The following is a 25,964-nucleotide window of genomic DNA, read 5'->3' on the forward strand; positions in this document are numbered from 1 at the left end:
GTACCTGATTTTTCAAAATTAAGTGTTAATTCTATATTAGATGCACTAGGGCTTGCATTTTTTAGTATGTCTTTAGGTGTATGTGTGATTTTAACTTATGCAGCAAGTTTGCCCGATAAAACAAATTTTATAAGTAGTGCTTTAAATATTATCATTATTAATACTATCATTGGTTTGATGATGGGACTTATTGTATTTACTTTTATATTTGAATTCGGAGCTGATCCTACTCAACAAGGTCCAGGACTTATATTTATATCATTAACAACGCTTTTTGCAAAGTTAGGATTTTTGGGAAATGTTTTAGCCATAGCCTTTTTTATAGCTTTATTTTTTGCAGGGATTACTTCGGCTATTTCTATGATAGAACCTTTTACTTTTTATCTTATAAATCGTTATCAAATTTCAAGAAAAAAAGCTTTGGTTTTTGTGGGTATGATTGTTTATTTTCTTGGAAGTTTATCTATACTTTCTTTTTATCATGTAAGTGCATCAAGTTTAAATTTCTTTGGGAAAAGTTTTTTTGATATTTTAGACTTTTTCATACAAAATTTATTAATGCCAATTTCTGCTTTAATTACAGCATTTTTTGTGGGTTTTGTGCTTAAAAAAGAAGCTTTACAAACTTTATTTTACCCATTTATGCGTGGGATATATTTTGAAATTTGGTATATCTTTTTAAGATACATTTCTCCATTAGCGGTTATTTTAATCATGGCCAGACAGCTTTTTTTCTAAGGTGTTAAAATGAATGATAAATTTTCTAAAATAGGTTTTGTATTAGCAGTAGCAGGTGGAGCTATAGGGCTTGGAAATGCTTGGAAATTTCCAACCTTAGTAGGCCAAAATGGTGGTTTTGCTTTTGTGCTTTTGTATTTGCTTTTGACTATTAGTATAGGATTTTGTGTATTTTTGGCTGAAATTGCTATGGGAAGATTAAGTCAGAGTGATCCTGTAAATGCTTATAAAAGCTTAGCAACTAAATATGCTCAAAAATGGAAATTTGCTGGATTTTTTATGCTCGGTGGAATTTTTGTATTATCTTTTTATCTTGTTATTATGGGTTGGGTTTTAAAATACATGATAACTTCGATTTATTATCTACCTAGCAATACTCAAGAAGCAGGAGCTTTATTTGGAAATTTAATACAAAATAGTATTTTAGAAAGTAGTTTGTATTTTTTAATTGCTTTTTTTCTTACCTTGTTTGTTGTTTCAAGAGGGGTTAAAAGCGGTATAGAAAAACTTAATGTTTGGATTATGCCAAGTTTGTTTATTATGCTTGTTTTAATGCTAGTATATTGTTTTTTTCAAGATGGTTTTAAGGAAGCTTTTGTTTATTTGTTTTATCCTGATTTTACCAAGCTTAGTTTAAACTCTGTTTTAACAGCTTTAGGTCTTGCTTTTTTTACTTTATGTTTAGGTATAGGTTGTATTACCACTTATGCAGCCTCTTTAAAAGACGATACAAATTTAATTACAAGTTCGGCCATAATTGTGCTTTTAAATATCAGTATAGGTTTGATGATGGGACTTATTGTATTTACTTTTATATTTAAATTTAATGCTAATCCTGCAGAAGGAGCTGGGCTTGTATTTATATCTTTAACAACTTTATTTTCTAATTTAGGTGCTATCTTTGGACATTTTTTAGCTTTTTATTTTTTCTTAGCTTTATTTTTTGCAGGGATTACTTCAGCAGTTTCTATGATAGAACCTTTTACTTTTTATCTTGTAAATGAATATAAAATTTCAAGAAAAAAAGCTTTGGTTTTTATAGGCTTTGTAGTCTTTCTTTTGGGAATGAGTTGTATTTTATCTTTTAGTGCTAATTATGGGGCTAGCTTTAGTTTTTTTGGTTTAAGTTTTTTTGATATTTTAGATAAATTAACTTCTAATTTTATGCTCCCACTTGGAGCTATTGCAAGTGCTATTTTCGTAGGATTTTTTGTGGAAAAAATAAAAATTTACAATTTATTTTCTAAGTTTATGAGTAGAAGTATTTTTGAAGTATGGTATTTTTTACTTAGATTTGTTGCACCTATTGCGATTATTATCATTATGTTAAATCAAATTTTATAAATTTATTTTTTAAGAAAGTAGAGTTATAATTGCAAAGATGTAAAAATAAGGAAAAATTATGGCTAAAAAGTTAATTGATGTGATGGATACCACATTTAGGGATGGTTTTCAATCTGTTTATGGTGCTAGAGTTTTAATGAATGATTTTTTTCCTGCCCTAGAAGCAGCTAAAGAAGCAGATATTAAGCATTTTGAATTTGGTGGTGGAGCTAGATTCCAAAGTCTATTTTTTTATTTGAATGAAAATGCTTTTGAAATGATGGACAAATTTAGAGCCATCGTTGGAAAAGATGCAAATTTACAAACTCTTGCAAGAGGGGTTAATACCGTAGCACTTGATACAGGTAGTAAAGAAATTATCAATTTGCATGCAAAAATGTTTGCAAAACACGGCACAACTACAATAAGAAATTTTGATGCATTAAATGATGTAAATAATTTAAAATTTAGTGGAGAATGTATAGTTAAACATGGTTTAAAACATGAAATTACCATTACTTTAATGGATTTACCTCCAAAATGTAAAGGTGCGCATGATGTGCCATTTTATGAAAGAATTTTAAAAGAAATTCTACAAGCTCAAATTCCTTTTGATAGTATTTGTTTTAAAGATGCAAGCGGAACTTCAAATCCAAATAAAATTTATGAAGTTATTAAAATGGCTAGAAAAAACCTGCCTGAAAATATGCATATAAGATTACATACGCATGAAACCGCAGGGGTAAGCATAGCATGCTATTTAGCGGCTTTAGAAGCAGGTGTTGATGGTATAGATTTAGCTGCAGCTCCTGTTAGTGGTGGTACTTCTCAACCTGATATTTTAACAATGCTTCATGCTCTAAAAGGAAGCAATTTTGATCTTGGTTTAGATGAAGAAAAAATTTTAAAATACGAAGAAGTATTAAAAGATTGTTTAAAAGATTATTTTCTACCACCTGAAGCAACGGCGGTAAATCCTTTAATACCTTTTTCACCTATGCCAGGTGGAGCATTAACTGCTAATACGCAAATGATGAGAGATAATAATATTTTAGATAAATTTCCTCAAGTTATAAAAGCTATGCAAGAAGTAGTAGAAAAAGGTGGTTATGGTACTTCTGTCACTCCTGTATCGCAGTTTTATTTCCAGCAAGCTTTTAATAATGTAATGTTTGGTCCTTGGAAAAAAATTGCAGATGGATATGGAAAAATGGTTTTAGGATATTTTGGAAAAACTCCCGTTGCTCCAGATCTTGAAGTAATTAAGCTTGCAAGTGAGCAATTAAAACTAGAACCAACTACAAAATTAGCCACAGATATTGCTGATGCTGATGAGAGCAAAAGTATAGCTTATATTAAAAACTTATTAGAAAAAGAAAATTTAGAAACAAGTGAAGAAAATATTTTTATCGTTGCAGCTTGTAAAGAAAAAGGCATAGCTTTCTTAAAAGGCGAAGCTAAGGTTAATGTTAGAAAAAATAGCAAATTAAAATCAAGTCTTATCGATGAAAATCAATTTACCGTTTCAGTTAATGGTAACAAATACCATGTAGAAGTAAGTGCAGGTTTTGATAGAGATGTTAATGTTAAAAGTGCTGTAAAAGTAAGTGCAGATAATGCAAAAGTTGCAAAAACTCAATTAAGTGATAATGCTATTGTTGCAAGTATGAATGCAAATGTATTTAAAATTTTAGTTAAAGAAAATGATAGTGTAAAGGCAGGTCAAGTTGTAGCTGTACTTGAAGCTATGAAAATGGAAATTGAGATTAGTGCAAGTAAAGATGGAGAAATTGCAGAACTTTTAGTAAATGCTGGTGAGAGCGTAAGTGAAGGTCAAGCTTTAATGACTTATAAATAAGGAGGTAAAGATGAAAGGTTTAGAAAATTTAGGCTTAGAAAATATCGGACAAGTTTTTCACAATCTTAGCTATGATGAGCTTTTAAAGCACGAAAAAAACAATAATGAAGGTGTATGTACTAAAAATGGTACCTTTAGTGTAGATACAGGGATTTTTACTGGAAGAAGTCCTAAAGATAAATATTTTGTAAAACAAGATCCTTCGCAAAAATACATTGCTTGGGGTAAGATTAATCAGCCTATTAGTGAGAAATTATTTGAAAAGCTTTTAGCAAAAGCTAAAAAACAGCTTAGTAATAGTGATATTTATATCCAAGATGCATATTGTGGAGCTTCGTTAAAAAGTCGTAAAGCTGTGCGTTTTGTAACTCAAATTGCATGGCAAGCACATTTTGTAAAAAATATGTTTATTCGTCCAAAAGAAGAAGAACTTAGTGAGTTTAAACCTGATTTTGTGGTGTATAATGCTTGCAAATGTATTAATGAAGATTATAAAAAAGATGGTTTAAATTCAGAGGTTTTTGTCATTTTTAACATAGAAAAAAATATAGCAGTAATTGGTGGAACTTGGTATGGTGGAGAGATGAAAAAAGGAATTTTTTCTATGATGAATTATTGGCTTCCACTAGAAAATAAACTTTCTATGCATTGTAGTGCTAATGTTGGAGAAAAAGGTGATGTAGCGCTTTTCTTTGGGCTTAGTGGTACAGGTAAAACTACTCTTTCAACTGATCCAAAAAGAAAATTAATAGGCGATGATGAGCATGGTTGGGATGATGAGGGTGTGTTTAATTTTGAAGGAGGTTGTTATGCAAAATGTATTAACCTTGATCCTCAAAGTGAACCAGAAATTTATGGAGCTATAAAGCAAAATGCACTTTTAGAAAATGTAGTTTTAAAAGATGATTTAAGCGTTGATTTCAATGATGGTTCTAAAACTGAAAATACTAGAGTTTCTTATCCGATAGAGCATATTTTAAATCACGAGCCAAGCCTTAGTGCAGGTCATCCTAGTAATATCATTTTCCTTTCAGCGGATGCTTTTGGTGTTTTACCTCCGGTTAGTAAGCTCAGTAAAGAACAAGCAATGTATTATTTTCTAAGTGGTTATACTGCTAAAGTAGCAGGTACTGAAAGAGGCATTACCGAACCTGTTGCGACTTTTTCAGCTTGTTTTGGAGAAGTGTTTTTGCCATTACACCCAACTGTTTATGCAAAACTTTTGGGCGAAAAAATCAGCAAGCATAATGTAAATGTTTATCTGGTAAATACCGGTTGGAGCGGTGGAGCTTATGGTGTAGGCAAAAGAATGAGTATTAAAGCTACTAGAGCTTGCATTAATGCGATTTTAGATGGTAGTATACAAAATTGTGAGTTTGAAAACTATGATTTATTTAATCTTGCAGTTCCAAAAGAATTAGCGGGTGTAGAAAGTAAGTTATTAAACCCTGTTAATACTTGGGAGGATAAAAAAGCTTATGAAGAAACTAAATTAAAGCTTGCAAAAATGTTTATAGAAAATTTCAAACGGTATGAAGATGTAAAAGAAGGAGCAGAATTTAAACTAGCTGGTCCTGCTATCTAAAAAGAGTTAGCTCTTTTTAGAATAAAGATTGAGGATTGATTTGGGTTTCTTTATTTTTTGGAAACTCAAATCCACCTAACATATGAAAATGTAAATGAAAAACTTCTTGTCCGCTATTTTTTCCACAATTTGTGATTAATCTATACCCACTTTTATCAAGTCCTAAAAGAGTAGCTAGTTCTTGGATAAATTGTGTCATTTCACTCATTAATTCAGGTCTTAATTCTTGAAAGTTTTCAAAATGCTCTTTTGGAATGATTAAAATATGAATAGGTGCTTTAGGATTGATATCATGAAAAGCTAAAAATTTTTCACTTTCTAAAACTTTATTAGCAGGGATTTTTCCTTCTACGATTAGTTCAAATACGGTTTTTTCTCTCATTTAGTAATCCTTTTTTTGTTATTTTTTGCTAATTTTAAATAATTTTACATTAGAATGTTTAAAAAAAATTTAGTTGGAGCTAAAATTGCAAGATATGATAGAAAAAATTGCTTCTGTAAATACTTTAGCAGAGCTTGAAAATATAAAAGTAAGTGTTTTAGGAAAAAAGGGTATTTTGACTTTAGAATTTGCAAAGTTAAAAGATTTGCAAGGTGAAGAAAAAAAAGAATTTGCCAATGGTTTAAATAAAACAAGAGATGAATTTAATGAGGCTTATCAAATAAAATTAAAAGAATTAGAAGAAAAAGCTTTAAATGAAAAAATGAAACAAGATGTGCAAGATTTTAGCTTTTTTGATGAAACTTCAAATGCAGGTGCTTTGCACCCAATCATGCAAACTATGGATAAAATCATAGAATATTTTACAGCTTTAAATTTCAGTATAGAAAAAGGGCCTTTGATCGAGGATGATTTTCATAATTTTGAAGCATTGAATTTACCACAAAATCATCCTGCAAGAGATATGCAAGATACTTTTTATTTTGAAGATAAAACCTTGCTTAGATCTCAAACTTCTCCAGTTCAAATTAGAACTATGCTATCTCAAAAACCACCTATTAGAATGATAGCACCAGGTGCAGTTTTTAGAAGAGATTTTGATATTACTCATACCCCTATGTTTCATCAAGTAGAAGGACTTGTGGTAGAAGAAGGCGATAAGGTAAATTTTGCAAATTTAAAAGATATGCTAGAGCATTTTTTAAAACATATGTTTGGCGATGTAAAAGTGCGTTTTAGACCAAGCTTTTTTCCTTTTACAGAGCCATCTGCTGAAGTAGATATTTCTTGTGTGTTTTGTAAAGGTTGTGGATGTAGGGTTTGTAAGCAAACAGGATGGCTTGAAGTTTTAGGATGTGGCGTTGTTGACCCTAATGTTTATAAATTTGTTGGTTATAAAAATGTAAGTGGTTATGCTTTTGGTTTGGGTGTGGAGCGTTTTGCTATGCTTTTACATAAAATTCCTGATTTGCGTTCTATGTTTGAAGGTGATTTAAGATTATTGGAGCAATTTAGATGATTATTAGTAGAAATTGGTTAAATGAATGGATTGATTTAAGTGAAATATCAACACAAACTATAGTAAATACTTTAAATTCCATAGGATTAGAGGTTGATAGTTTCAAAAGTGTTAAAGCTCCCCAAAAAGTTGTAATAGGTAAGGTTTTAGAAAAAGTTAAACATGAAAATTCAGATAAATTGAATATTTGTAAAGTAGATGTTGGGAATGAAATCTTACAAATTGTTTGTGGTGCAAAAAATGTTGATAAAGATCAATTTGTAGCCGTATCTTTAGTAGGTGCAGTGCTTCCTAGCGGACTTGAGATAAAACCTGCCAAACTTAGAGGGGTTGAATCTATGGGTATGATTTGCTCTTCTAGTGAGCTTGGTTTTGGAAAAAGTAATGAAGGCATTATGGTTTTAGATGAAAGTATGGGAGAGTTAGTTTTAGGAAAAGCTCTTAATGAATATGATTTGTTTAATGATGAATTAATTGAAATAGAACTTACTCCAAATCGCGGGGATTGCTTGAGTTTATATGGTGTTGCTAGAGATTTAAGTGCAGCACTTGATTTAAATTTAAAAGAATTAAACCCTTTAAAAGAAAGTGAAAATAGCGTAGGTATAGGAAGAATACTAAGTGTTAAAAATCAAAGTGATGTTGAAGGATTTTTTGCTTATAAGGCACTAGAGATTAAAGAAGAATTTAAGTTAAATATCACGATACAAATTCGTCTTGCTTTGATTGAAGCATATAAAAATAACAACATAGAAAATCTTTTAACTTATGCAACTCATGCAAGTGGAGTGATTTTTTGTGCTTATGATTTTCATAAGCTTTGTCAAGATTGTCAAATTGATGAAAAGATTGTTTTAGAGATTAAAACTCAAGAGCATGGAGAGTATGGGGTTTATTATAAAGATGAGTTGATTGCTTTAGCAGGTATAGAGCAAGAAGATAAATTTAAAATTAATGATGAGAGTAAAATCATCATTATAGAAGCAAACTATACTCATCCTCAAACTATAGCAAATGCAATAGCCTTTTATAAAAAGAAAAATGATACTATATATCGTTCTTTAAGAGGCAGTGAGCCTAAGCTTTCTTTGGGAATGGAGTATTTATTTAATGAGTGCTTAAAAATTAGTGCAATGGGTGTTTTTTCAGGAAGCCAACAAGTTTTTAAAGAAAATGAAGCAAATATTATTGGGATTTTTGGTACAGAGATTGATAAAATCATTGGTATGCCTATAGATAAAAATAATTTAGTCAAAATTCTTAGAAAACTAGGCTTTGAAATAAGTGTGGTAAATGATGAACAATTTAATATTAAAATTCCACTTCACCGTAGTGATATAGTAAATATAGCTGATATTAGTGAAGAAATAGTAAGAATTATCGGTATTGATAATATCCCATCAAAAGCTTTAGAATTTAGAGAAAAAAATCGCTTAAATCAAGTATATTTTGATTATCAAGAGCTTAAAAATTTAAGATTAAAAGCAAGTAATAATGGATATTTTGAAAGTGTGCATTATGTTTTGGATAATGAAGAAGAATTAAGTCAGCTAGGATTTAAATGTATTAAAAACAAACTCATTAATCCTATTACTAACGAACTTAATACTTTAAGAAGTACTTTAATAAATCATCTTTTAAATGCAGTAAGCTTTAATCTAAGAAATTCAAAAAAGAAAATCAAGCTTTTTGAGTGTGGTAGTGTTTTTGATGAGTTTTCAAACGAGCATGCTAAATTTGCGATGATCTTTAGTGGTTACAAAGAAGAAGCTAAAATCACAAATAAGGCCAAACCTGTTTTGGTAGATTTTTATACCTTTTTAGTAGAATTAAAAAGCATTATAGGTGAGTTTAGTTTACAAAAATCAGAATATGCATTTTTAAGCCCATATGAACAAGCAAATGTATATAAAAATGGCAAGCGTATAGGTTTTGTAGGTAGAGTACATTTAAGTATAGAAAATGAAAGGGATTTGGTTAAAACTTATATTTGTGAGCTTGATTTGGAAGGCTTAAAACAAGACTTTAAAACCGCTAAAGCATATTCTAAATTTCCATCTATGAGCAGGGATTTAAGTATAGTAATACCTAAGGGTTTTGAATATGAAAAAATCAAACACACTATTGCTAAATTAAATATCGAAAGATTAGAAAGCTTTAGAGTGGTAGATTTATATACAGATGAAAATTTAGGCGATTTTTATAGCTTGACTATTAATTTGGTATTTAGAGATTTTGAAAAAACTTTAGAAGATAATATTATCCTTGAATATATTGATAAAATCATCAAAGCTTTAGATGATGAGCATGGTTTAAAACTTCGATGAAGATAAGTCCTATTGATTCTTTTAAAGTAGAGCTTGAAGATATAGCTTCTGATAAGTCTATATCTCATCGCTTTGCTATTTTTTCTTTGCTTACTCAAGGAACTTGTAAGATTAAAAATTATCTAAAAGCACAAGACACTTTACATACTTTAGCAATCATTCAAGCTTTAGGAGCTGAAGTTGAAGAAATTGATGGATTAATTTATATTAAAGCTCCAAAATATATAAAATCTCCAAATTGCGTTTTAGATTGTGGAAATTCAGGTACAGCTATGAGACTTTTAATAGGTTTTTTAAGTGCTATTGAAGATGAATTTTTTGTTCTTAGTGGAGATTGTTATTTAAATGCTAGGCCAATGAAGCGAGTGAGTGGGCCTTTGATGAGTTTAGGAGCTAAGATTTTTGGAAGAGCTAATGCAAATTTAGCGCCTATTTGCATACAAGGGGCTAAGTTAGATGGTTTTGACTTTAGTAGTAATATTGCTTCAGCTCAAGTAAAATCAGCTTTAATTTTAGCAGCTTTATTTGCCAAAAAAGAAAGTTATTTTAAAGAAGTTGAGCTTTCAAGAGATCATAGTGAGATTATGCTTAATAAAATGGGAGCTTGCATTGAGTATTTAAATGAGGATAAAACTTTTATCAAAATCAATCCTTTAAAAGAAAAATTAAAAGCATTTGAAGTATGTGTACCAAATGATCCATCATCAGCCTTTTACTTTGCCTTAGCTGCTTGTATTTTACCTCATTCAAAAGTAGTCTTAAAAAATGTTTTGTTAAATAAAACACGCATTGAAGCCTTTAAAATTTTAGAAAAAATGGGTGCAAAGATCACTTATAATATTACTAATAAAGATTTTGAAAGTATTGGAGAAATTTGTGTTGAAAGTGCGCCTTTAAAGGCGGTAAATGTGAGTGAAAATATCGCATGGTTGATTGATGAAATTCCAGCTTTGGCTATAGCTTTTGCTTGTGCAAAAGGAAAAAGCATTATAAAAAATGCTAAAGAATTGCGCGTAAAAGAAAGTGATAGAATCAAATCAATTGTATTAAATTTGCAAAAATGTGGCATAAAAGTAAAAGAATTTGAAGATGGCTTTGAAGTAGAAGGCGGCGAAGTTAAAAATGCTAAAATAGAAAGCTTTGGAGATCATAGAATTGCGATGAGTTTTTTAATTTTAGGTTTAAGATGTGGAATGGAAGTAGATGATAGTGAATGCATCAAAACTTCTTTTCCAAATTTTATTGAGATTTTAAAGCAAATAGGAGCTAAGATTGGAGATTGAATTAGCAAAAAGTTATGGATTTTGTTTTGGAGTAAAAAGAGCTATTAAAAAAGCCGAGCAGATTAAAGATGCAGCTACTATAGGACCTTTAATTCATAATAATGAAGAAATCACAAGACTTTGGAAAAATTATAATGTTAAAACATTAAATGATATCAATGAATTAAACGCAGAAAAAAAAGCCATTATTAGAACCCATGGTATTACAAAGCAAGATTTAGAAAAATTAAAGCAAAAAGATATAGAAATTTTTGATGCAACTTGTCCTTTTGTGACTAAACCTCAAAAAATTTGTGAGCAAATGAGCAATGAAGGTTATGAAGTTGTTATTTTTGGGGATGAAAATCATCCTGAAGTAAAAGGGGTTAGAAGTTATGTAAGTACTAAAGCTTATGTAGTGCTTGATGAAAAAGAATTGCTTGATATTAAATTGCCTTCTAAAATTGCAGTAGTATCACAAACTACAAAAAAGATAGAAAAATTTATGGAAATTGTAAATTTTTTAATGCTTAGGGTTAAGGAAGTGCGTGTTTTTAATACAATATGTGATGCGACTTTTAAAAATCAAGAAGCAATCAATGAACTTGCTAAAAAAAGTGATGTAATGATAATAGTTGGAGGGAAGAACTCAGCCAATACTAAACAGCTTTTTTTGATAGCAAAAAACTATTGTGAAGATAGTTATTTAATCGAAAATGAAAAAGAAATTCAGAAAGAATGGTTTAGCGGTAAAGAAAAATGTGGCATTAGTGCGGGTGCTTCTACACCTGATTGGGTGATTGATTTGGTTTTGGAAAAAATCAAAGAATACGCCAAAATTAACTAAGTTTAAAGAAAACAATACTATAATCAACAATTAAAATTTAAAACAAAGGACCACAATGAGCGAGGTGAACAAAAAAGTTCAAAACAGACTAGAGGATATTATCATAGAAGAAGATTTTGAGCAAATGCTTGAAGAATCTTTTAAGTCTGATGAGGAGGCAACTACACAGGGTATAATTGTCGCGATTAAAGGCGATGAGGTATTTGTAAATGTAGGACAAAAATCAGAAGGTATTTTAGTAGCAGAAGAAATTCAAAACGAAAAAGGCGAATTTATCTTCAAAGAAGGTGATACATTAGAAGTTGCTATAGTAGGTTCTCGCGGTGGCAGATCTTTACTTTCTCATAAAAAAGCTTTAAGAAAACAAAAAGTTAAAGAATTTATTAACAATTATAAAGATGATGAAAGTATATTTGATGTAAAAATCATTGGTAAAAATAGAGGTGGCTTTGTAGCTGTGGATGAAGATGGAGTGGAGTTTTTCCTACCAAAATCACAAAGCAGTTTTAAAGATTCAAACAATATTATCAATAAAACTTTTAAAGTTAAAATTATAAAAATAGATAAAGAAGCTCAGAGTATAGTAGTTTCTAGAAAAAAAATAGTAGATGAGGAAAGAAAAAAACGCAAAGAAATTATTTCAAATGTATTAAATCAAGAAGAAATTATAGAAGGTGTTGTTAAAAAAATCACTACTTACGGTATGTTTGTTGATGTAGGTGGTGTTGATGGTTTAGTTCATTATAGCGAAATTTCTTATAAAGGACCAGTAAATCCTAGTTCGTTGTATAATGAAGGTGATAAAGTTCCTGTAAAAGTGATTAAATATGATAAAGATAAAAAACATCTTTCTTTATCTATAAAACTTGCCATGCCTGATCCTTGGGATGAAATTAAAGATGGTTTAGAAGTTGGCGATACTATTAAAGTTACGGTTTCAAATATAGAACCATATGGTGCTTTTGTAGATTTAGGAAATGATATAGAAGGATTTTTACATATAAGTGAAATTTCTTGGGATAAAAATGCTAAAAATCCAAAAGACTATATTAACGAAGGTCAAGAGCTTGATGTGGAAGTGATTGAAATTAATGCTAAAGAAAGAAGACTTAGAGTTTCTTTAAAAAATTTATTAGCAAAACCTTTTGATGAGTTTTTAAAATCATATAAAGTAGGTGATGTGCTAAAAGGCAGCGTTACTTCTGTGACTAATTTTGGCGCCTTTATAAAAATTGCTAATTTAGAAGGTTTATTGCATAATGAAGATGCTTCTTGGAATAGAAGTGATAAATGTAAAGATATGTATAAAGTTGGTGATGTTGTAGAAGTTAAAATCATTAAACTAGATAAAGAAAATCAAAAAATTTCTTTAAGTACTAAAGAATTACAAAAAAGTCCTGTTCAAGTTTATGCTCAAAAACACCAAGTAAATGATGTTATTTCTGGTAAAATTAGAGATATTAAAGATTTTGGAGTTTTTGTAGAGCTTGAAGAAGGCGTTGATGCGCTTATTCATAAAGAGGATTTAGGTAATATTGATTTTTCAAGTTTAAAAGTAGGTGATACAATAGAAGCTTTGATTGTTTTCATTGATGAAAAGAAAAATAGAATTCGTTTAAGCGTAAAAAGCCTTGCAAGAATGAAAGAAAGAGAAGCATTAAATGAAATCAATGATAATGACAAAGTAACTTTAGGTGATATTATCAAAGATCAACTTTTATAATAAAAAATGAAAAAATATACCCTTTATGGTATTTTAGGTTTTTTAAGCCTAATTTTATTTATTGCTTTTATTTTTATGGTGAGATATGTAGATATTGGGAATTTACCTATCTCACAAAATGTTAAATATTCTTTTGATGAAATAAAAAAAGAGTTACCACAAACTTGGCAAGATAAACTTTCAAATATTAAAATCAATGATTTTTCTCCAGCAGCAAATGAATTTTATATGAGTTTTAATATGGATGATTCTGTAGTAAAGCCAAAACAAAAATTTTATATGCTCGATGTAAATAAAAATGATGTTTATTCTATGTTTTGTTTAAAGCAAACTCTGCATTCTTTTTTTATCAAATACACTTTAACACAGAGTAAAGATGAAGTGGCAATTTATTTAGATACAAATAATGAAAAAGTATTAAATACACTGATCGACAAATTAAAAATTTATAACATAAATGCAAAATTAAAGGAGGTTTGGTTATGAAAAAAATTATTGTATGTGATGCGATATTAGACAAAGGCGTAGAACTTTTAAGAAAAGCTGATGATGTTGAGCTTATCGAAGCAGCACATTTGCCTAAAGATAAACTTTTAACAAAATTAAATGATGTAGATGTTGCTATTACTAGAAGTTCAACGGATGTGGATTTGAAATTTATCAATGCATGTTCTAATTTAAAAGCTTTAGTTAGAGCAGGCGTTGGGGTTGATAATGTTGATATAGATGAATGCTCTAAAAAAGGCATTATAGTAATGAATGTACCAACGGCTAATACCATAGCAGCAGTTGAGCTTACTATGAATCATTTATTATGCTCTGCAAGATCTTTTGTAAATGCTCATAATTTTTTAAAAATACAAAGAAAATGGGAAAGAGAAAAGTGGTATGGTGTTGAACTTATGAATAAAACTTTAGGAGTTATAGGTTTTGGTAATATAGGTTCAAGAGTGGCTGTACGTGCAAAAGCTTTTGGTATGAAAGTTATAGCTTATGATCCTTATGTGGTAGCTTCTAAAATGACTGATTTGGGTATAGAGTGTGTGAATTCTTTAGATGTAATCTTAACTCAAAGTGATTTTATTACCATACATACGCCAAAAACAAAAGAAACAACAGATATGATTTCTTTTGAAGAAATTTCTAAAATGAAAGATGGGGTAAGATTGATAAATTGTGCCAGAGGTGGTCTTTATAATGAAGATGCATTGTGTGAAGGTTTAAAAAGTGGTAAAATAGCTTGGCTTGGTATCGATGTGTTTAATAAAGAACCAGCAACTAATCATCCATTTTTAGACTTTGAAAATGTTTCTGTTACTTCTCATCTTGGTGCAAACACTTTAGAAAGTCAAGAAAATATCGCTATCCAAGCATGCGAGCAAGCTTTAAATGCTGCAAGAGGAATTTCTTATCCTAATGCTTTAAATTTACCGATTAAAACTGAAGATTTACCAAGTTTTGTAGCACCTTATATTGAGCTTATTTCCAAAATGGGCTTTTTGGCTGCTCAGCTTGATAAAACTCCTATTAAGGCTATTAAACTTGAGAGCGAAGGACAAATTAGCGAGTATAATGAGTCTTTACTAACTTTTGCAACAGTGAGTGTTTTAAGAGGAATTTTAGGTGAGAATATTAATTATATTAACGCACATTTTGTAGCTAAAGATAAGGGCGTAGAACTTTCTTCTTGTATTCTACCAAGTAGTGGTTATAGTAATAAAATCACTATAAAAGTAATTACAGATAATTCTAACCTTTCTATCTCAGGAACTATTTTTGGTGAAAATGAACAAAGAATAGTAGAATTAAATGGTTTTGATGTAGATTTTAAACCAAAAGGGAAAATGATAATTTTAAATAACAATGACATACCAGGAGTTATTGCTAATGTTAGCGGAATTTTAGCCAAAAATAATGTCAATATAGCTGATTTTAGACTTGGTAGAAATGGCTTTGGAAAAGCTTTGGCTGTAATTTTGCTTGATACGAAAATTTCAAAAGCTTTGCTTGAGGAATTAAGAGCTATTGATGCTTGTATTTTTGCAGAATATGCAGAAATTTAAGGCTTTTTATAAGCCTTAATTGTTACAATTATTTTTTAATTTTAAAATTAAGGAAAATATATGGCTTCTTATGGAATGGGAGATTTAAAAAAAGGTTTAAAAATAGAAATTGATGGTATTCCTTTTAAAATCGTAGAATATCAACATGTAAAACCAGGAAAAGGTCCTGCTTTTGTTCGTATTAAAATTAAATCTTTTATCGATGGTAAGGTTTTGGAAAAAACTTTCCATGCAGGGGATAAATGTGAATCTCCAAATTTAGAAGAAAAACAAATGCAATATCTATACGATGATGGTGAAAATTGTCAATTTATGGATACCCAAACTTATGAGCAAGTTGCAATTAGCGATGAAGATGTGGGTGAAGCTAAAAAATGGATGCTTGATGGAACCATGGTAGATGTTTTATTTCACAATGGAAAAGCAATTGGTGTGGAAGTACCTCAAGTAATGGAACTTAAAATTATTGAAACGGCACCAAATTTTAAAGGCGATACTCAAGGCTCAAACAAAAAACCAGCTACTTTAGAAACAGGTGCAGTAGTGCAAATTCCTTTCCATGTATTAGAAGGGGAAGTAATCCGCGTTGATACTGTGCGTGGAGAGTATATAGAAAGAGCAAATAAATAATCCCTTATTTAAGGGATTATAAAGTTCTTAATTTATTAATTTCATCTCTAAGCATTGCCGCTTTCTCAAACTCAAGATTTTTAGCTGCTTCTAGCATTTGTTTTCTTAATTCTTTTACTATTTTAGCGCGTTCTTTCGCAGGCATTTTTTCAAGTTCTTTGCCTTTACGATAAATTTCTCCTTGTTCAAGCTCATGTTTTAAACTTTCTTCTATGTTTCTTTTTACTGAGGTTGGTGTGATGTTGTGCTTTTTATTATAAGCTTCTTGTAGGGTTCTTCTTTCATTGGTAGTATCGATAGCTTCTTGCATAGATTTTGTGATTTTTTTAGCAAAAAGCAATACTTTTCCATTGACATTTCTAGCCGCGCGTCCCATCGTTTGAATGAGTGCAGTGGTGCTTCTTAAAAAGCCTTCCTTGTCTGCATCCATAATCGCTATAAGGGAAACTTCAGGTAAATCAAGTCCTTCTCTTAAAAGATTAATCCCGATTAAAATATCAAAAGCACCACTTCTTAAGCCACGGATGATTTCATTGCGCTCAATTGCATCAATTTCTGAGTGCATGTATTTTACTTTTAAGCCAAGTTCCAAGTAGTATTTACTAAGCTCTTCAGCCATTTTTTTAGTTAAAACGGTTATTAAAACTCTTTCATTACGCTCTATAACTTTTTTAGCTTCATCGTATAAAATTTCTACTTGATTTTCACTATCTTTGATTTCTATTTTAGGATCTAAAAGCCCTGTTGGACGCATGATTTGATAAAAAATATTTTCTTTGCTTAATTCTAGTTCTAAAGGTGCAGGTGTGGCTGAAACAAATAAAAATTTACAATTTTTATTAATAAATTCATCAAACATCAAAGGTCTATTATCTAAGGCACTTGGCAAGCGAAAACCATAATCAACCAAAGTTTGCTTTCTGCTTCTATCCCCTGCAAACATTCCGCGAAATTGTGGTAAAGATACATGAGATTCATCTACAATGACTAAAAAATCTTGATTTTTAATGGCAAAATAATCAAAAAGCGTATAAGGTGTATCGCCACTCTTAAGCCCTGTTAAATGCAAGGCATAATTTTCAACTCCTTTGCACATACCAGTACTTTGAAGCATTTCAAGGTCAAATTCTACCCTTTGTTTTAGTCTTTGTGCTTCTACGAGTTTATTTTCATTTTCAAAATAAGCAAGGCGTTTATTTAATTCAGCTTTTATACCTTTTATAGCCTCTTTAAGTCTAGCTTCACCTACGCTAAATTGACTAGTTGGATAAAGTATAAATTTTTTTAAGTCTTTACCTTTTTTATTTTCTAAGATATTATAATGATACATCGCCTCAAGTTCATCGCCAAAAAATTCAAGTCTAATAGCTTCATCCTCATAATAAGCTGGATATATATCTACTATATCTCCATTGACTCTAAAATCAGCTCTGTCAAAGAAATTATCATTGCGTTTATAACCCATATCTACAAGTTTTTTTAAAAGTTCTTTTTGATTTATTTGCATATTAAGCTCTAAAATCAAAACCATACCCACATACTCACTTGGATTTCCCAAACCATAATTTGCTGAAACACTAGCTATGCAAATAACATCATCATAACTTAAAAGCGAAGCACTTGCGCTTAGTCTTAATCTTTCTAAGTCTTCATTAGTAGAGCTGTCTTTTTCTATAAAAACATCGGTTCTTGGTATATAAGCCTCGGGTTGATAATAATCATAATAGCTTATAAAATACTCCACATGATTATTTGCAAAAAAGCCTTTAAATTCACTATAAAGTTGCGCGCATAAGCTTTTATTGTGGCTCATGATAAGAGTAGGCATGTTTAAGTTTTTAATGATATTTGCCATAGTGAAAGTTTTTCCACTACCTGTAACACCTAGCAAGGTTTGGTATTTATTGCCTGCTTTAATGCTTTTTACTATACCATCAATAGCTTGCTTTTGATCAGGACTTGGCTTAAATTCGCTAGTAAGTTCAAACATAATTTTTCCTAACTTGTATTTTTACTAATTTTACACAAAATTTTTTCTAAAAATTTAAATTTTAAAACAAAAAGCTATGCAAAATTAAATTTTTTTTTGTTACAATACGTGTTTAAAATACTCTAAAATATAAAATCAATAAAGGCAAAAAATTATGTATGATGAAAGAATAATCAACACAATGACAGATAAAGTAAATGAGCTTTTGGCTAAATATAATGAAGTATGTGAAATAAATGAAAATTTAAGAAATGAATTAGTGAGCGTAAAAGCACAAAATGAAGCTAAAAACAATCAAATTGCGCGTTTGGAAGAAGAGCTTAAAAATAAAAATATTGAAAGTGAAGATGTGATCAAAAAAATAGAGGCAGTTCTTGGCAAACAATAATCAAAGAAAAGTTACAATCAATGTCTATGCAAAAGACTTTGTCGTAACATGCAGTAATGAATTTGCAAATCATCTTGAAGATGAGATTGCTTTAATTTCTGGAGGCACAGGTAAGATAGAACTTGCAAATTTCATTAATGCTTTTGTAAAACTTAGCTACGAAAACTATATCTTAAAAAAAGAACTCAACAAACTTATAAACACTATCGATGAAGAAATACAATAAATGCAAGTAAAAAAAGCTTTTACTTTAGTAGAGCTTATTTTTTGTATGATGATTATTGCTATTCTTAGCACAATTGCTTATCCGTATTTTTCTTTTGGAAAAAATGATGCTAAACTTATCCAAGCAAAAAGTGAGGTAGAGCTCATCAATGCTTCTTTGGCCTTACTCAAAAATCAGTTTTTATTTAAAGAAAGTAAGGATTTTCCAGCCATTTTAGATGAAGCTTTGATAAATAGTGAAAATCAAAAATTATTTTTTTGTGATAGTTTGCAAAATTACAAAAAAACAAATCATTGTACATATAGTGTATTAGATAAGCCAATTGTTTCAAGTAAAAAATCATGGATGAAAATAGCAAATACTCAATATAGATTTTTTATAAATGCTAAAAATTACATAGATTTTTCTTATAATGGTGAAAAAGTTTTTTTAGAATGTGTGAGTTTAAATTGTAAGGATTATGGGTTTTGAATTTTTATCAACTTGCTATAAAAGGATATTATTTAGATACCTTAATTTATGAAAGTGAAGAAGAAATTGAAATTTTAGATGAAGTGATAGTTGATCTTGCAAGGAAAAAAAATCTCAAAGCTATAATTTTACAAAAATGTTCAAAGCCTGATTTTAAAACCCAAGCTATAAAAGAAAAAACAGGTTTTAAACTAACGCAATACCAATACGAACTTGCTCAATTTATTGCTTATTATTATGCTAGTAAAATAGCTTTTGTTTTGGGTATGTTTGAAAGCATTAAAGAGTATAAAAATGAAAAAATTCATATAGAAAAAGCACCTAGTTTAAGTAAAAACCAGCAAGAGGCTTTGGAATTTATAAAAACTAAACAAACTAGTTTATTATTTGGCGATACAGGAAGTGGTAAAACTGAAATTTATATTAGTTTGATAAAAGAATATCTAGAGCAAGGAAAGCAAGTTTTGCTTTTAATGCCAGAAATCGCTCTAACTCCGCAAATGCAAAAAAGATTAAAAGTGTATTTTGGTGAGCATTTTTTCTTGTGGCATTCTAAAATTACTAAGAAAAAAAAGCAAGAATACTTGCAAGATTTAACAAATTCAAAAGCTCTTTTGGTGGTGGGAGCTAGATCGGCTTTGTTTTTACCTTTTAAGAATTTGGGTTTGATTATTATTGATGAAGAGCATGATAATTCTTATAAAGCTTCTAATAATCCAAAAATCAATGCAAGAGATTTGGCTTTATTTGTAGCAAAAAAAATGCATATAAAAGTTCTTTTAGGTTCGGCTACTCCAAGTGTTGTAAGTTATTATAAACATCCTTGTTTTAGACTTAAAGGAACCTTTTTTGAAAGCAAAAAGCAGTTTTTATATGATGAGAGCGAGCTTAGTGTCTCGTCAAAATTACTTTTAGAATTAAAAATTAGCTTAAGAAATAAAAAGCAAGCTGTGGTATTTTTACCTACAAGGGCAAATTTTAGACAAATTTTATGTAAAGAATGTGCTAATACCATTAAATGCCCTTTTTGTTCTATTGCTTTGAGTTTGCACAAAAATAAAAATGCATTAAAATGTCATTATTGCAATTTTACTAAAGAAATCGATCAAACCTGCCCAACTTGCAATGGAGTTATGCTTGAAGCTAAAAAAATGGGCACAGCAGAGCTTTGTGAGCTTTTAGAAAGAGAATTAGCTGAGTTTAATCCTATCATAAAAAGATTTGATAGTGATGAGATTAGCAGTGTAAAAAAGCTTGATATGATTTTAAAAGATTTTAACCAAGAAAAAATTGATATTTTAGTAGGCACTTCTATGCTTGCTAAAGGACATGATTATCACAATGTGGATTTGAGTGTGATTTTAGGTCTTGATGAGTATTTATTCAGACCTAATTTTAAAGCTTTGGAAGAGACTTTGGCTCTTGCTATGCAAGTAGCAGGTCGTGCAGGTCGTAAAGGCGAGGGTAGGGTGTTTTTACAAACTAAGAATAGATCTTTTTTTGAAAAATATATACAAGATTATGATAGCTTTTTAAAAGATGAATTAAATTCTAGAAGTGAGCTTTACCCTCCATTTAAAAGACTTTTAAGGCTAATTGTTGAAGATGAGGATAAAAACAAAGCTTTAAATTTATGTGAATTTATAGCTAATAAAGTTCAAGAATTAAAACAAGTGCAATTAGTAGGACATGGTGCTTGTGGCATTGAAATGCTAAATAAGAAATGGCGTTTTTATGTATTATTGCGTGCTAATACTCATCAAGAACTTGTAAAATTTGAGCATTTTGCCTTAAATTTTAAAAATATTACTTGCGATATAGATCCAGTTGATTTTTCTTAAAAAATATATTTATTTATAAATAATTATTATTTTATAATAAAAACAATATTTTATTTTTAATTTTAAATTTATTTTGATAAGAATATACTTTTTTAATTTCTTAAATTTAAAGGAGAGAAAATGAAAAAGTTTAGTTTTCTTACAAACTGTGTACTTTTTGGTGCTTTGCTTAATAATGCTTTAGCTTGTACTACTATTTTAGTACCAAATGAAGCAAGCAAAGATGGCTCTATGTTGGTTGCAAGAAGTGCTGATAGTAAAGCAGATAAAGCACAGATTTTTTTAATCCATCCAAGAGTTGAAAACCAAAAAGGTATTTATAGTACTAAAGCACATCAAGGAATGAATGATTTTACTTACCCTTTACCTGCTAAATCTTTTCAATATAGCACTATAGCTAATTGGCAAAGTAAATTACATGGTGCTACTGGTTTTAATGAAAAGGGTGTTGGGATAAGTGCTACTGAATCAATTTATGCAAAAGATGAGCTTTTAAAATTTGATCCTTATAATGAGAAAAATGGTATTAGTGAAGATGATATTTTAGATGTTTTGCTTCCAAGAATTAAAAGTGCAAAAGAAGGTGTTCTATTATTAGGCGATATTATAGAAAAACAAGGTGCTGCTGAGGGTTTTGGAGTAGCTTTTGTGGATTCTAAAGAAATTTGGTATTTAGAAAGTGCTACAGCACATCAGTGGATGGCTGTAAAAATTCCTAATAATTCGTATTTTGTTAGCGCAAACCAGGGTAGGTTGAAGCAATTAAAATTTAACGATGAAAATACCTTGCATTCTAAAAATTTAATAAATTTTGCCGTCATTCATAAAGCGTATAATCCTAAAGTAGATAAGGATTTTGATTTTTTTAAAGTTTACACAAGAAATGATGATAGAGATTTAACTTATAATTATCCTAGAGTTTGGTGGATACAAAAAATGTTTAATCCATCTTTAAATCAAGATGTAAAAAATGGTGCTAATTTTAATGTGTTTTTAGAACCTGAACAAAAACTTAGTGTGGATGATTTAAAAAAAGCTTTAAGATCGCACTATGATAGAACAAAATATGATCCATACTCAAATTTCAATGAAGATGAAAATATTTATCGTGTTGTGAGTGTGTTTAGAACTTATGAATCTCATATCATGCAAGTTAGACCGTGGCTTCCTAAAGAGATAGGCAGGTTAAATTATGTCGCAATAGGAATGGCCGATTTGAGTGTGTATTTGCCTTATTATTTTGGTAATGATGAATTTATTGCAGGTTATCAACAAGGAACAAATGAAGCTGATGATGAATCAATTTATTGGATTTATCGCAAGTTACAAACTCTTGTAATGAGTGATTATAATAAGTATGCACCTATTGTAAAAAATGCTTATGCTAAATTTGAAAAAGACACATCTTTAAAACAAGAAGCTATGGAAAAAGAATATTTAAGTCTTTATCAAAAAGATAAGAATAAAGCAAAGCAAATTTTAGTTGATTTTTCATTACAAAATCAAAAGGAAGCTAAAAAACTTACCCAAGATTTAACAAATCAAATTTTTACCCTTTTAACAAGAGATACAGATGTAAAATATAAATCTCTTAATAAAAATAAAAAAGATTAATGATATAGCCCATTTTTGGGCTATAATACTCTAAAAATATTTTTAGAGTGATTTTAATGACAAGATATAAAACAAGACAAATAAAAGTAGGCGATGTTTTAATAGGTGGTGATGCACCTATTTCTGTGCAATCCATGCTTTTTACTAAAACAAGAGATATTGAAGGTTGTTTAGAGCAACTTAATAGGCTTTATTTTGCCGGTGCAAATATAGTGCGTTTAGCTTGTTTGGACATGGCAGATGCAAGAGCTTTAAAAGAAATCAAAGCAAAAAGTCCCTTGCCTTTAATAGTGGATATACATTTTAATCATAAGCTAGCAGTTTTTTGTGCTGAATTTATCGATGGGGTGAGAATTAATCCGGGAAATATAGGCTCAAAAGAAAATATAAAAGAAGTGGTGCAAGCTTGTAAACAAAGAAAAATTCCTATTAGAATAGGGGTAAATCATGGCTCTATAGAAAAGCAATTTAGCGATAAATATGGTTATAATATAGAGGCTATGCTTGAGAGCGCTTTATATAATATAAAATTACTAGAAGATTTAGACTTTTTTGACATTAAAATTTCTATGAAAACTTCAGATGTGCAAAATACCATAAAAGCTTATGAAGCTCTAAGACCACTTTGTGATTATCCGTTTCATTTAGGGGTTACTGAAGCAGGAACTAAATTTCATAGTACTGTTAAAAGTTCGATTGCCTTAGGAAATTTGCTTTTAAAAGGTATAGGCGATACAATGAGAGTTTCTATGACAGGGGAGCTTGAAGAAGAGATTAAGGTAGCAAGGGCTATTTTGCAAGATAGTGGAGTGCAAAAGAGTGGAGTAAATATCATCTCATGCCCAACTTGTGGAAGAATTCAAAGCGATTTGATTAAAGCGATTAAGATAGTAGAAGAAAAAACTAAACATATAAAAGAACCATTAAATATAAGTGTTATGGGTTGTGTTGTAAATGCCTTGGGTGAGGCTAAGGGTGCTGATGTGGCTATTGCTTTTGGAAAAAATCAAGGTTTAGTTATAAGACATGGTGAAGTGGTGGCAAAATTAAAAGAAGATGAGCTTGTTGATAGATTTTTACTTGAAGTAGAAGATGAAGTAAAACTTAGAGAAAAAGATTAATTTTTTTCTAAGTAAGTTTTTTGCATATTTTGTAATTTTTTAGAAATTTTTACTTTATAAATACTTGGATTTTGAAGTTTTTTTAGTTTAAAATCCAAACTATCAACACTTTTTTTATGATACTCTTGAATATTTTTCAAGTTAGGAAGCCCATAGATTAATTTTCCATCTTTAAAAATAAGCTCATGTAAATTTTTATATGTATAACCTTGATAATTTTTGATACTCTCATCATGTGTATATAAAATATCAAAACTTGCTTTATTGTTTTTATAATACCTTATGAGTTTTTTAAAATGTGGCAAGGTTGTTTTGCTTGAGCTTGCGCTGATTTTTATTTTAGGGATGATTTGATTGTTTTTTTCTAATGCAACAAGCTTATAAACAGCTCCAAAAATAGGCGAGCTTGCTGAAGTAATAAGCTTTTCTCCAATACCAAAAGCATCGATTGGAGCTTTGTTTTTTAGTAATTTTTCTATGATGAACTCATCTAAGGCATTGCTAGCTATGATTTTGCATTTTGTTAAGTTAGCAAGATCTAGTTTTTTTCTAATATATTTAGAGATTTTCAGCAAATCTCCTGAATCAATACGGATGGAATAATTTTGCATAGAATCTTGCGTATTTAACTCATTAAAAACTAAAATAGCATTTTCAATACCTTTTTTATAATCATATGTATCAATCAAAAGACTTATATTATCTTTATAAATTTGACAATATGCTCTAAAAGCACTTAGCTCATCATCAAACATTTGTACCCAAGCATGAGACATGGTTCCACTAATAGGAATATTAAATTTTCTCCCAGCTAAAGTACAAGCACTTGCATGAAAACCACCTATAAAAGCAGCTCTAGCACCATTTAAAGCTGCGCTTTCTCCATGGGCTCTGCGAGAGCCAAATTCTAAGAGTAATTTTTCTTTTGCAATTTGAGCAATTCTGCTAGCTTTAGTGGCAATTAGACATTGATGATTTAGGGTTAAAAGTATGAAAGTTTCTAATAATAAAGCTTCTATTATAGGTGCTTTGATGATCATTAAAGGTGTATTAGCAAAAATACATTCACCTTCTTTAACACTTAGTATATCTCCACTAAATTTTAAAGTTGAAAGGTAGTTTACAAAATCATCATCAAATTTTTTAGTATTTTTCAAAAAATCTATGTCATCTTTAGAGAAAGAAAAATGATTAATATGATTTATGATTTGTTCTAATCCACAAAAAATAGCATAAGAAGCACTATCAGGAGCTTTTCTAAAAAAAACTTCAAAATAAACAATCTGCTTATGCATATTTTGTTTAAAATAAGCATAAGCCATACTTAGTTCGTAAAAATCACATAATAATGAAGAATTCATATAAGGATTTTTACTTACAAATTAATCCATTTGACGACGCAAGAAAGCAGGAACATCAAGTTGAGAAATCACTTCCTCATCAAACCCACCGCTAGCTTTGCGCAAATTCATATAGCTATTTTTTTTACTTTCTTCTTGTTCTTTAGCACTTTCTATTTCAGCTTTATCTTCAAAACCTGTAGCAATAATAGTTACTTCAACACGATCGCCCATGCTTTCATCGGTAGTTGCGCCAAAGATTACTTTTGCATTTTCATCTGCTATATCGCTAATGCTTTGAGTAGCTTGTGAAATTTCTATCAATGAGCATTCAGGTCCAATTTTATAATGGATGATTACGCCTTTAACACCTTTCATAGTCATACCATCTAATAATGGAGATTCTATAGCGCTTGATAATGCGTCCATGATAGCATTTTCACCTTCTCCATGACCCACACCCATTAAAGCTAAACCTCTATGGCTCATAACAGTTCTAACATCTGCAAAGTCAACATTGATATCGCCATCTTCTAAAAGAATAGACACCATACCTCTAACAGCTCTAGCTAAGATATCATCAACTAGTTTGAATGCTTCTTTTATACCTGCTTTTTTTGGAAGTATGCTAAGAAGTTTTTCATTTTGGATTACAATGATAGAATCACTTTCTTTTTTTAATTCAGCCAAGCCAGCTTCAGCTAATTTTTTTCTTTGTTTTCCTTCAAAAGCAAAAGGCATAGTTACAACCGAAACAGTTAATGCGCCTACTTCTTTAGCAGCTTGTGCTACAACAGGAGCTGCACCTGTACCAGTTCCACCACCAAGTCCTGCTGAAATGAATACTATATCACTTTGACTTAAAGCTGCTTTTACTTCTTCAAAGCTTTCTCTTGCACTTTCTGCTCCAATTTCTGGTTGCATTCCAGCACCTAAACCTTTAGTTTTTTTCTCACCTAGTTGAATTCTAGTTTTTGCTAAAGATTTTGCTATAGCTTGTGCATCAGTATTTGCTGAGATAAGATCAAGATCATGTAAGCCCATATTTACCATATGATCTATCATATTACCACCACCACCACCGCAGCCTATGACTTTTATTTTTGCACCTTTTGCGTGTTGCATTTCTTCTACTAGATATTCGCTCATTGTATCTC

Annotated in this window: 22 protein-coding genes; 18 read left to right on the forward strand and 4 right to left on the reverse strand. The window is 30.0% G+C overall.

The features are described from left to right. From E2O22_RS07130 to pckA, 4 genes are all read left to right on the forward strand, one after another. Window positions 1–738: sodium-dependent transporter (locus E2O22_RS07130; RefSeq protein ID WP_165955281.1), on the forward strand; the 738-nt coding region annotated here is incomplete at its 5' end. A 9-nt stretch (window positions 739–747) separates the two neighbouring features. Beyond that, window positions 748–2,082 (forward strand): sodium-dependent transporter, encoded by a 1,335-nt coding sequence (locus E2O22_RS07135; RefSeq protein ID WP_133319885.1) that lies wholly within the window; start codon window positions 748–750, stop codon window positions 2,080–2,082. A gap of 58 nt (window positions 2,083–2,140) precedes the next feature. Further along, window positions 2,141–3,919, forward strand: a complete 1,779-nt coding sequence (locus E2O22_RS07140) for a biotin/lipoyl-containing protein (protein ID WP_133319886.1) — start codon at window positions 2,141–2,143, stop codon at window positions 3,917–3,919. Window positions 3,920–3,929: 10 nt separating this feature from the next. Next, window positions 3,930–5,504 carry a phosphoenolpyruvate carboxykinase (ATP) gene (gene pckA / locus E2O22_RS07145; RefSeq protein WP_133319887.1) on the forward strand — a complete coding sequence of 525 codons (1,575 nt, stop codon included), beginning with the start codon at window positions 3,930–3,932 and terminating at the stop codon, window positions 5,502–5,504. 16 nt (window positions 5,505–5,520) lie between these two features. Here pckA and E2O22_RS07150 read toward each other — a convergent pair whose 3' ends face one another. Further along, window positions 5,521–5,886: a histidine triad nucleotide-binding protein gene (locus tag E2O22_RS07150; protein WP_133319888.1), complete on the reverse strand. Its 366-nt coding sequence runs from the start codon at window positions 5,884–5,886 to the stop codon at window positions 5,521–5,523. A gap of 85 nt (window positions 5,887–5,971) precedes the next feature. Between E2O22_RS07150 and pheS the strand changes: the two genes are divergently transcribed. From pheS to efp, 8 genes are read left to right on the forward strand one after another with little or no spacing between them, the layout of a single operon-like run. Continuing rightward, window positions 5,972–6,964 (forward strand): phenylalanine--tRNA ligase subunit alpha, encoded by a 993-nt coding sequence (gene pheS / locus E2O22_RS07155; protein ID WP_087699975.1) that lies wholly within the window; start codon window positions 5,972–5,974, stop codon window positions 6,962–6,964. Continuing rightward, a complete protein-coding gene (gene pheT, locus E2O22_RS07160) occupies window positions 6,961–9,291 on the forward strand; it encodes a phenylalanine--tRNA ligase subunit beta (protein WP_133319889.1) in 2,331 nt (776 codons plus the stop codon). The genes pheS and pheT overlap by 4 nt, the downstream gene beginning before the upstream one ends. Then, window positions 9,288–10,574, forward strand: coding sequence for a 3-phosphoshikimate 1-carboxyvinyltransferase (gene aroA, locus E2O22_RS07165; RefSeq protein WP_133319890.1), 1,287 nt, complete (start codon window positions 9,288–9,290; stop codon window positions 10,572–10,574). The genes pheT and aroA overlap by 4 nt, the downstream gene beginning before the upstream one ends. Continuing rightward, entirely contained in the window at window positions 10,564–11,400 is an 837-nt protein-coding gene (locus E2O22_RS07170) for a 4-hydroxy-3-methylbut-2-enyl diphosphate reductase (RefSeq protein WP_133319891.1), read from the forward strand. The genes aroA and E2O22_RS07170 overlap by 11 nt, the downstream gene beginning before the upstream one ends. A 55-nt stretch (window positions 11,401–11,455) precedes the next feature. Then, window positions 11,456–13,123, forward strand: coding sequence for a 30S ribosomal protein S1 (locus E2O22_RS07175; protein WP_133319892.1), 1,668 nt, complete (start codon window positions 11,456–11,458; stop codon window positions 13,121–13,123). 6 nt (window positions 13,124–13,129) lie between these two features. Beyond that, the gene (locus E2O22_RS07180; protein ID WP_133319893.1) at window positions 13,130–13,609 is read left to right on the forward strand and encodes a hypothetical protein; all 480 of its coding nucleotides are present in this window, start codon (window positions 13,130–13,132) and stop codon (window positions 13,607–13,609) included. Then, window positions 13,606–15,186: a phosphoglycerate dehydrogenase gene (serA, locus tag E2O22_RS07185; protein ID WP_133319894.1), complete on the forward strand. Its 1,581-nt coding sequence runs from the start codon at window positions 13,606–13,608 to the stop codon at window positions 15,184–15,186. The genes E2O22_RS07180 and serA overlap by 4 nt, the downstream gene beginning before the upstream one ends. Window positions 15,187–15,246: 60 nt before the next feature. Continuing rightward, on the forward strand, window positions 15,247–15,816 hold the full coding sequence (efp, locus tag E2O22_RS07190) for an elongation factor P (RefSeq protein WP_039618934.1): 570 nt from the start codon (window positions 15,247–15,249) through the stop codon (window positions 15,814–15,816). Window positions 15,817–15,832: 16 nt separating this feature from the next. Here the strand turns inward: efp and uvrB are convergent, their stop codons facing one another. After that, window positions 15,833–17,806, reverse strand: a complete 1,974-nt coding sequence (uvrB, locus tag E2O22_RS07195) for an excinuclease ABC subunit UvrB (RefSeq protein WP_133319895.1) — start codon at window positions 17,804–17,806, stop codon at window positions 15,833–15,835. Between the two features lie 154 nt (window positions 17,807–17,960). On the opposite strand from uvrB, the gene E2O22_RS07200 reads away from it, so the two are divergent. The 6 genes from E2O22_RS07200 (at window position 17,961) to ispG (ending at window position 23,467) form a co-directional block, all read left to right on the forward strand. Beyond that, the gene (locus E2O22_RS07200) at window positions 17,961–18,194 is read left to right on the forward strand and encodes a hypothetical protein (protein WP_012661890.1); all 234 of its coding nucleotides are present in this window, start codon (window positions 17,961–17,963) and stop codon (window positions 18,192–18,194) included. Continuing rightward, entirely contained in the window at window positions 18,181–18,420 is a 240-nt protein-coding gene (locus E2O22_RS07205; protein ID WP_133319896.1) for a hypothetical protein, read from the forward strand. The genes E2O22_RS07200 and E2O22_RS07205 overlap by 14 nt, the downstream gene beginning before the upstream one ends. After that, window positions 18,421–18,891 carry a type II secretion system protein gene (locus E2O22_RS07210; RefSeq protein ID WP_133319897.1) on the forward strand — a complete coding sequence of 157 codons (471 nt, stop codon included), beginning with the start codon at window positions 18,421–18,423 and terminating at the stop codon, window positions 18,889–18,891. Then, complete coding sequence (locus E2O22_RS07215) at window positions 18,888–20,732, forward strand: primosomal protein N' (protein WP_133319898.1); 1,845 nt, start codon at window positions 18,888–18,890, stop codon at window positions 20,730–20,732. Before E2O22_RS07210 ends, E2O22_RS07215 begins: the two co-directional genes overlap by 4 nt. Window positions 20,733–20,852: 120 nt before the next feature. After that, window positions 20,853–22,346: a C69 family dipeptidase gene (locus E2O22_RS07220; protein ID WP_133319899.1), complete on the forward strand. Its 1,494-nt coding sequence runs from the start codon at window positions 20,853–20,855 to the stop codon at window positions 22,344–22,346. A gap of 56 nt (window positions 22,347–22,402) precedes the next feature. Further along, window positions 22,403–23,467, forward strand: coding sequence for a flavodoxin-dependent (E)-4-hydroxy-3-methylbut-2-enyl-diphosphate synthase (ispG, locus tag E2O22_RS07225; RefSeq protein WP_250322407.1), 1,065 nt, complete (start codon window positions 22,403–22,405; stop codon window positions 23,465–23,467). Here the strand turns inward: ispG and E2O22_RS07230 are convergent. Then, a complete protein-coding gene (locus tag E2O22_RS07230) occupies window positions 23,464–24,828 on the reverse strand; it encodes a nicotinate phosphoribosyltransferase (RefSeq protein ID WP_133319900.1) in 1,365 nt (454 codons plus the stop codon). The two genes, ispG and E2O22_RS07230, sit on opposite strands and share 4 nt — an antisense overlap. Window positions 24,829–24,849: 21 nt before the next feature. Further along, window positions 24,850–25,956, reverse strand: coding sequence for a cell division protein FtsZ (ftsZ, locus tag E2O22_RS07235; RefSeq protein ID WP_039626779.1), 1,107 nt, complete (start codon window positions 25,954–25,956; stop codon window positions 24,850–24,852). Between the last annotated feature and the right edge of the window lie 8 nt (window positions 25,957–25,964).

The organism is Campylobacter lari (assembly GCF_004357905.1).
GTDB classification, from domain to species: Bacteria; Campylobacterota; Campylobacteria; order Campylobacterales; family Campylobacteraceae; genus Campylobacter_D; species Campylobacter_D lari_D.

Excerpts from the sequence above, each read along its gene's own strand:
- E2O22_RS07200 (WP_012661890.1), top strand. The coding sequence starts at position 17,961 with ATGTATGATGAAAGAATAATCAACACAATGACAGATAAAGTAAATGAG.
- ftsZ (WP_039626779.1), bottom strand. The coding sequence starts at position 25,956 with ATGAGCGAATATCTAGTAGAAGAAATGCAACACGCAAAAGGTGCAAAA.
- uvrB (WP_133319895.1), bottom strand. The coding sequence starts at position 17,806 with ATGTTTGAACTTACTAGCGAATTTAAGCCAAGTCCTGATCAAAAGCAA.
- pheT (WP_133319889.1), top strand. The coding sequence starts at position 6,961 with ATGATTATTAGTAGAAATTGGTTAAATGAATGGATTGATTTAAGTGAA.
- E2O22_RS07220 (WP_133319899.1), top strand. The coding sequence starts at position 20,853 with ATGAAAAAGTTTAGTTTTCTTACAAACTGTGTACTTTTTGGTGCTTTG.
- efp (WP_039618934.1), top strand. The coding sequence starts at position 15,247 with ATGGCTTCTTATGGAATGGGAGATTTAAAAAAAGGTTTAAAAATAGAA.
- E2O22_RS07230 (WP_133319900.1), bottom strand. The coding sequence starts at position 24,828 with ATGAATTCTTCATTATTATGTGATTTTTACGAACTAAGTATGGCTTAT.
- E2O22_RS07175 (WP_133319892.1), top strand. The coding sequence starts at position 11,456 with ATGAGCGAGGTGAACAAAAAAGTTCAAAACAGACTAGAGGATATTATC.
- aroA (WP_133319890.1), top strand. The coding sequence starts at position 9,288 with ATGAAGATAAGTCCTATTGATTCTTTTAAAGTAGAGCTTGAAGATATA.
- serA (WP_133319894.1), top strand. The coding sequence starts at position 13,606 with ATGAAAAAAATTATTGTATGTGATGCGATATTAGACAAAGGCGTAGAA.
- E2O22_RS07140 (WP_133319886.1), top strand. The coding sequence starts at position 2,141 with ATGGCTAAAAAGTTAATTGATGTGATGGATACCACATTTAGGGATGGT.
- E2O22_RS07135 (WP_133319885.1), top strand. The coding sequence starts at position 748 with ATGAATGATAAATTTTCTAAAATAGGTTTTGTATTAGCAGTAGCAGGT.
- E2O22_RS07180 (WP_133319893.1), top strand. The coding sequence starts at position 13,130 with ATGAAAAAATATACCCTTTATGGTATTTTAGGTTTTTTAAGCCTAATT.
- E2O22_RS07210 (WP_133319897.1), top strand. The coding sequence starts at position 18,421 with ATGCAAGTAAAAAAAGCTTTTACTTTAGTAGAGCTTATTTTTTGTATG.
- E2O22_RS07150 (WP_133319888.1), bottom strand. The coding sequence starts at position 5,886 with ATGAGAGAAAAAACCGTATTTGAACTAATCGTAGAAGGAAAAATCCCT.
- ispG (WP_250322407.1), top strand. The coding sequence starts at position 22,403 with ATGACAAGATATAAAACAAGACAAATAAAAGTAGGCGATGTTTTAATA.
- pckA (WP_133319887.1), top strand. The coding sequence starts at position 3,930 with ATGAAAGGTTTAGAAAATTTAGGCTTAGAAAATATCGGACAAGTTTTT.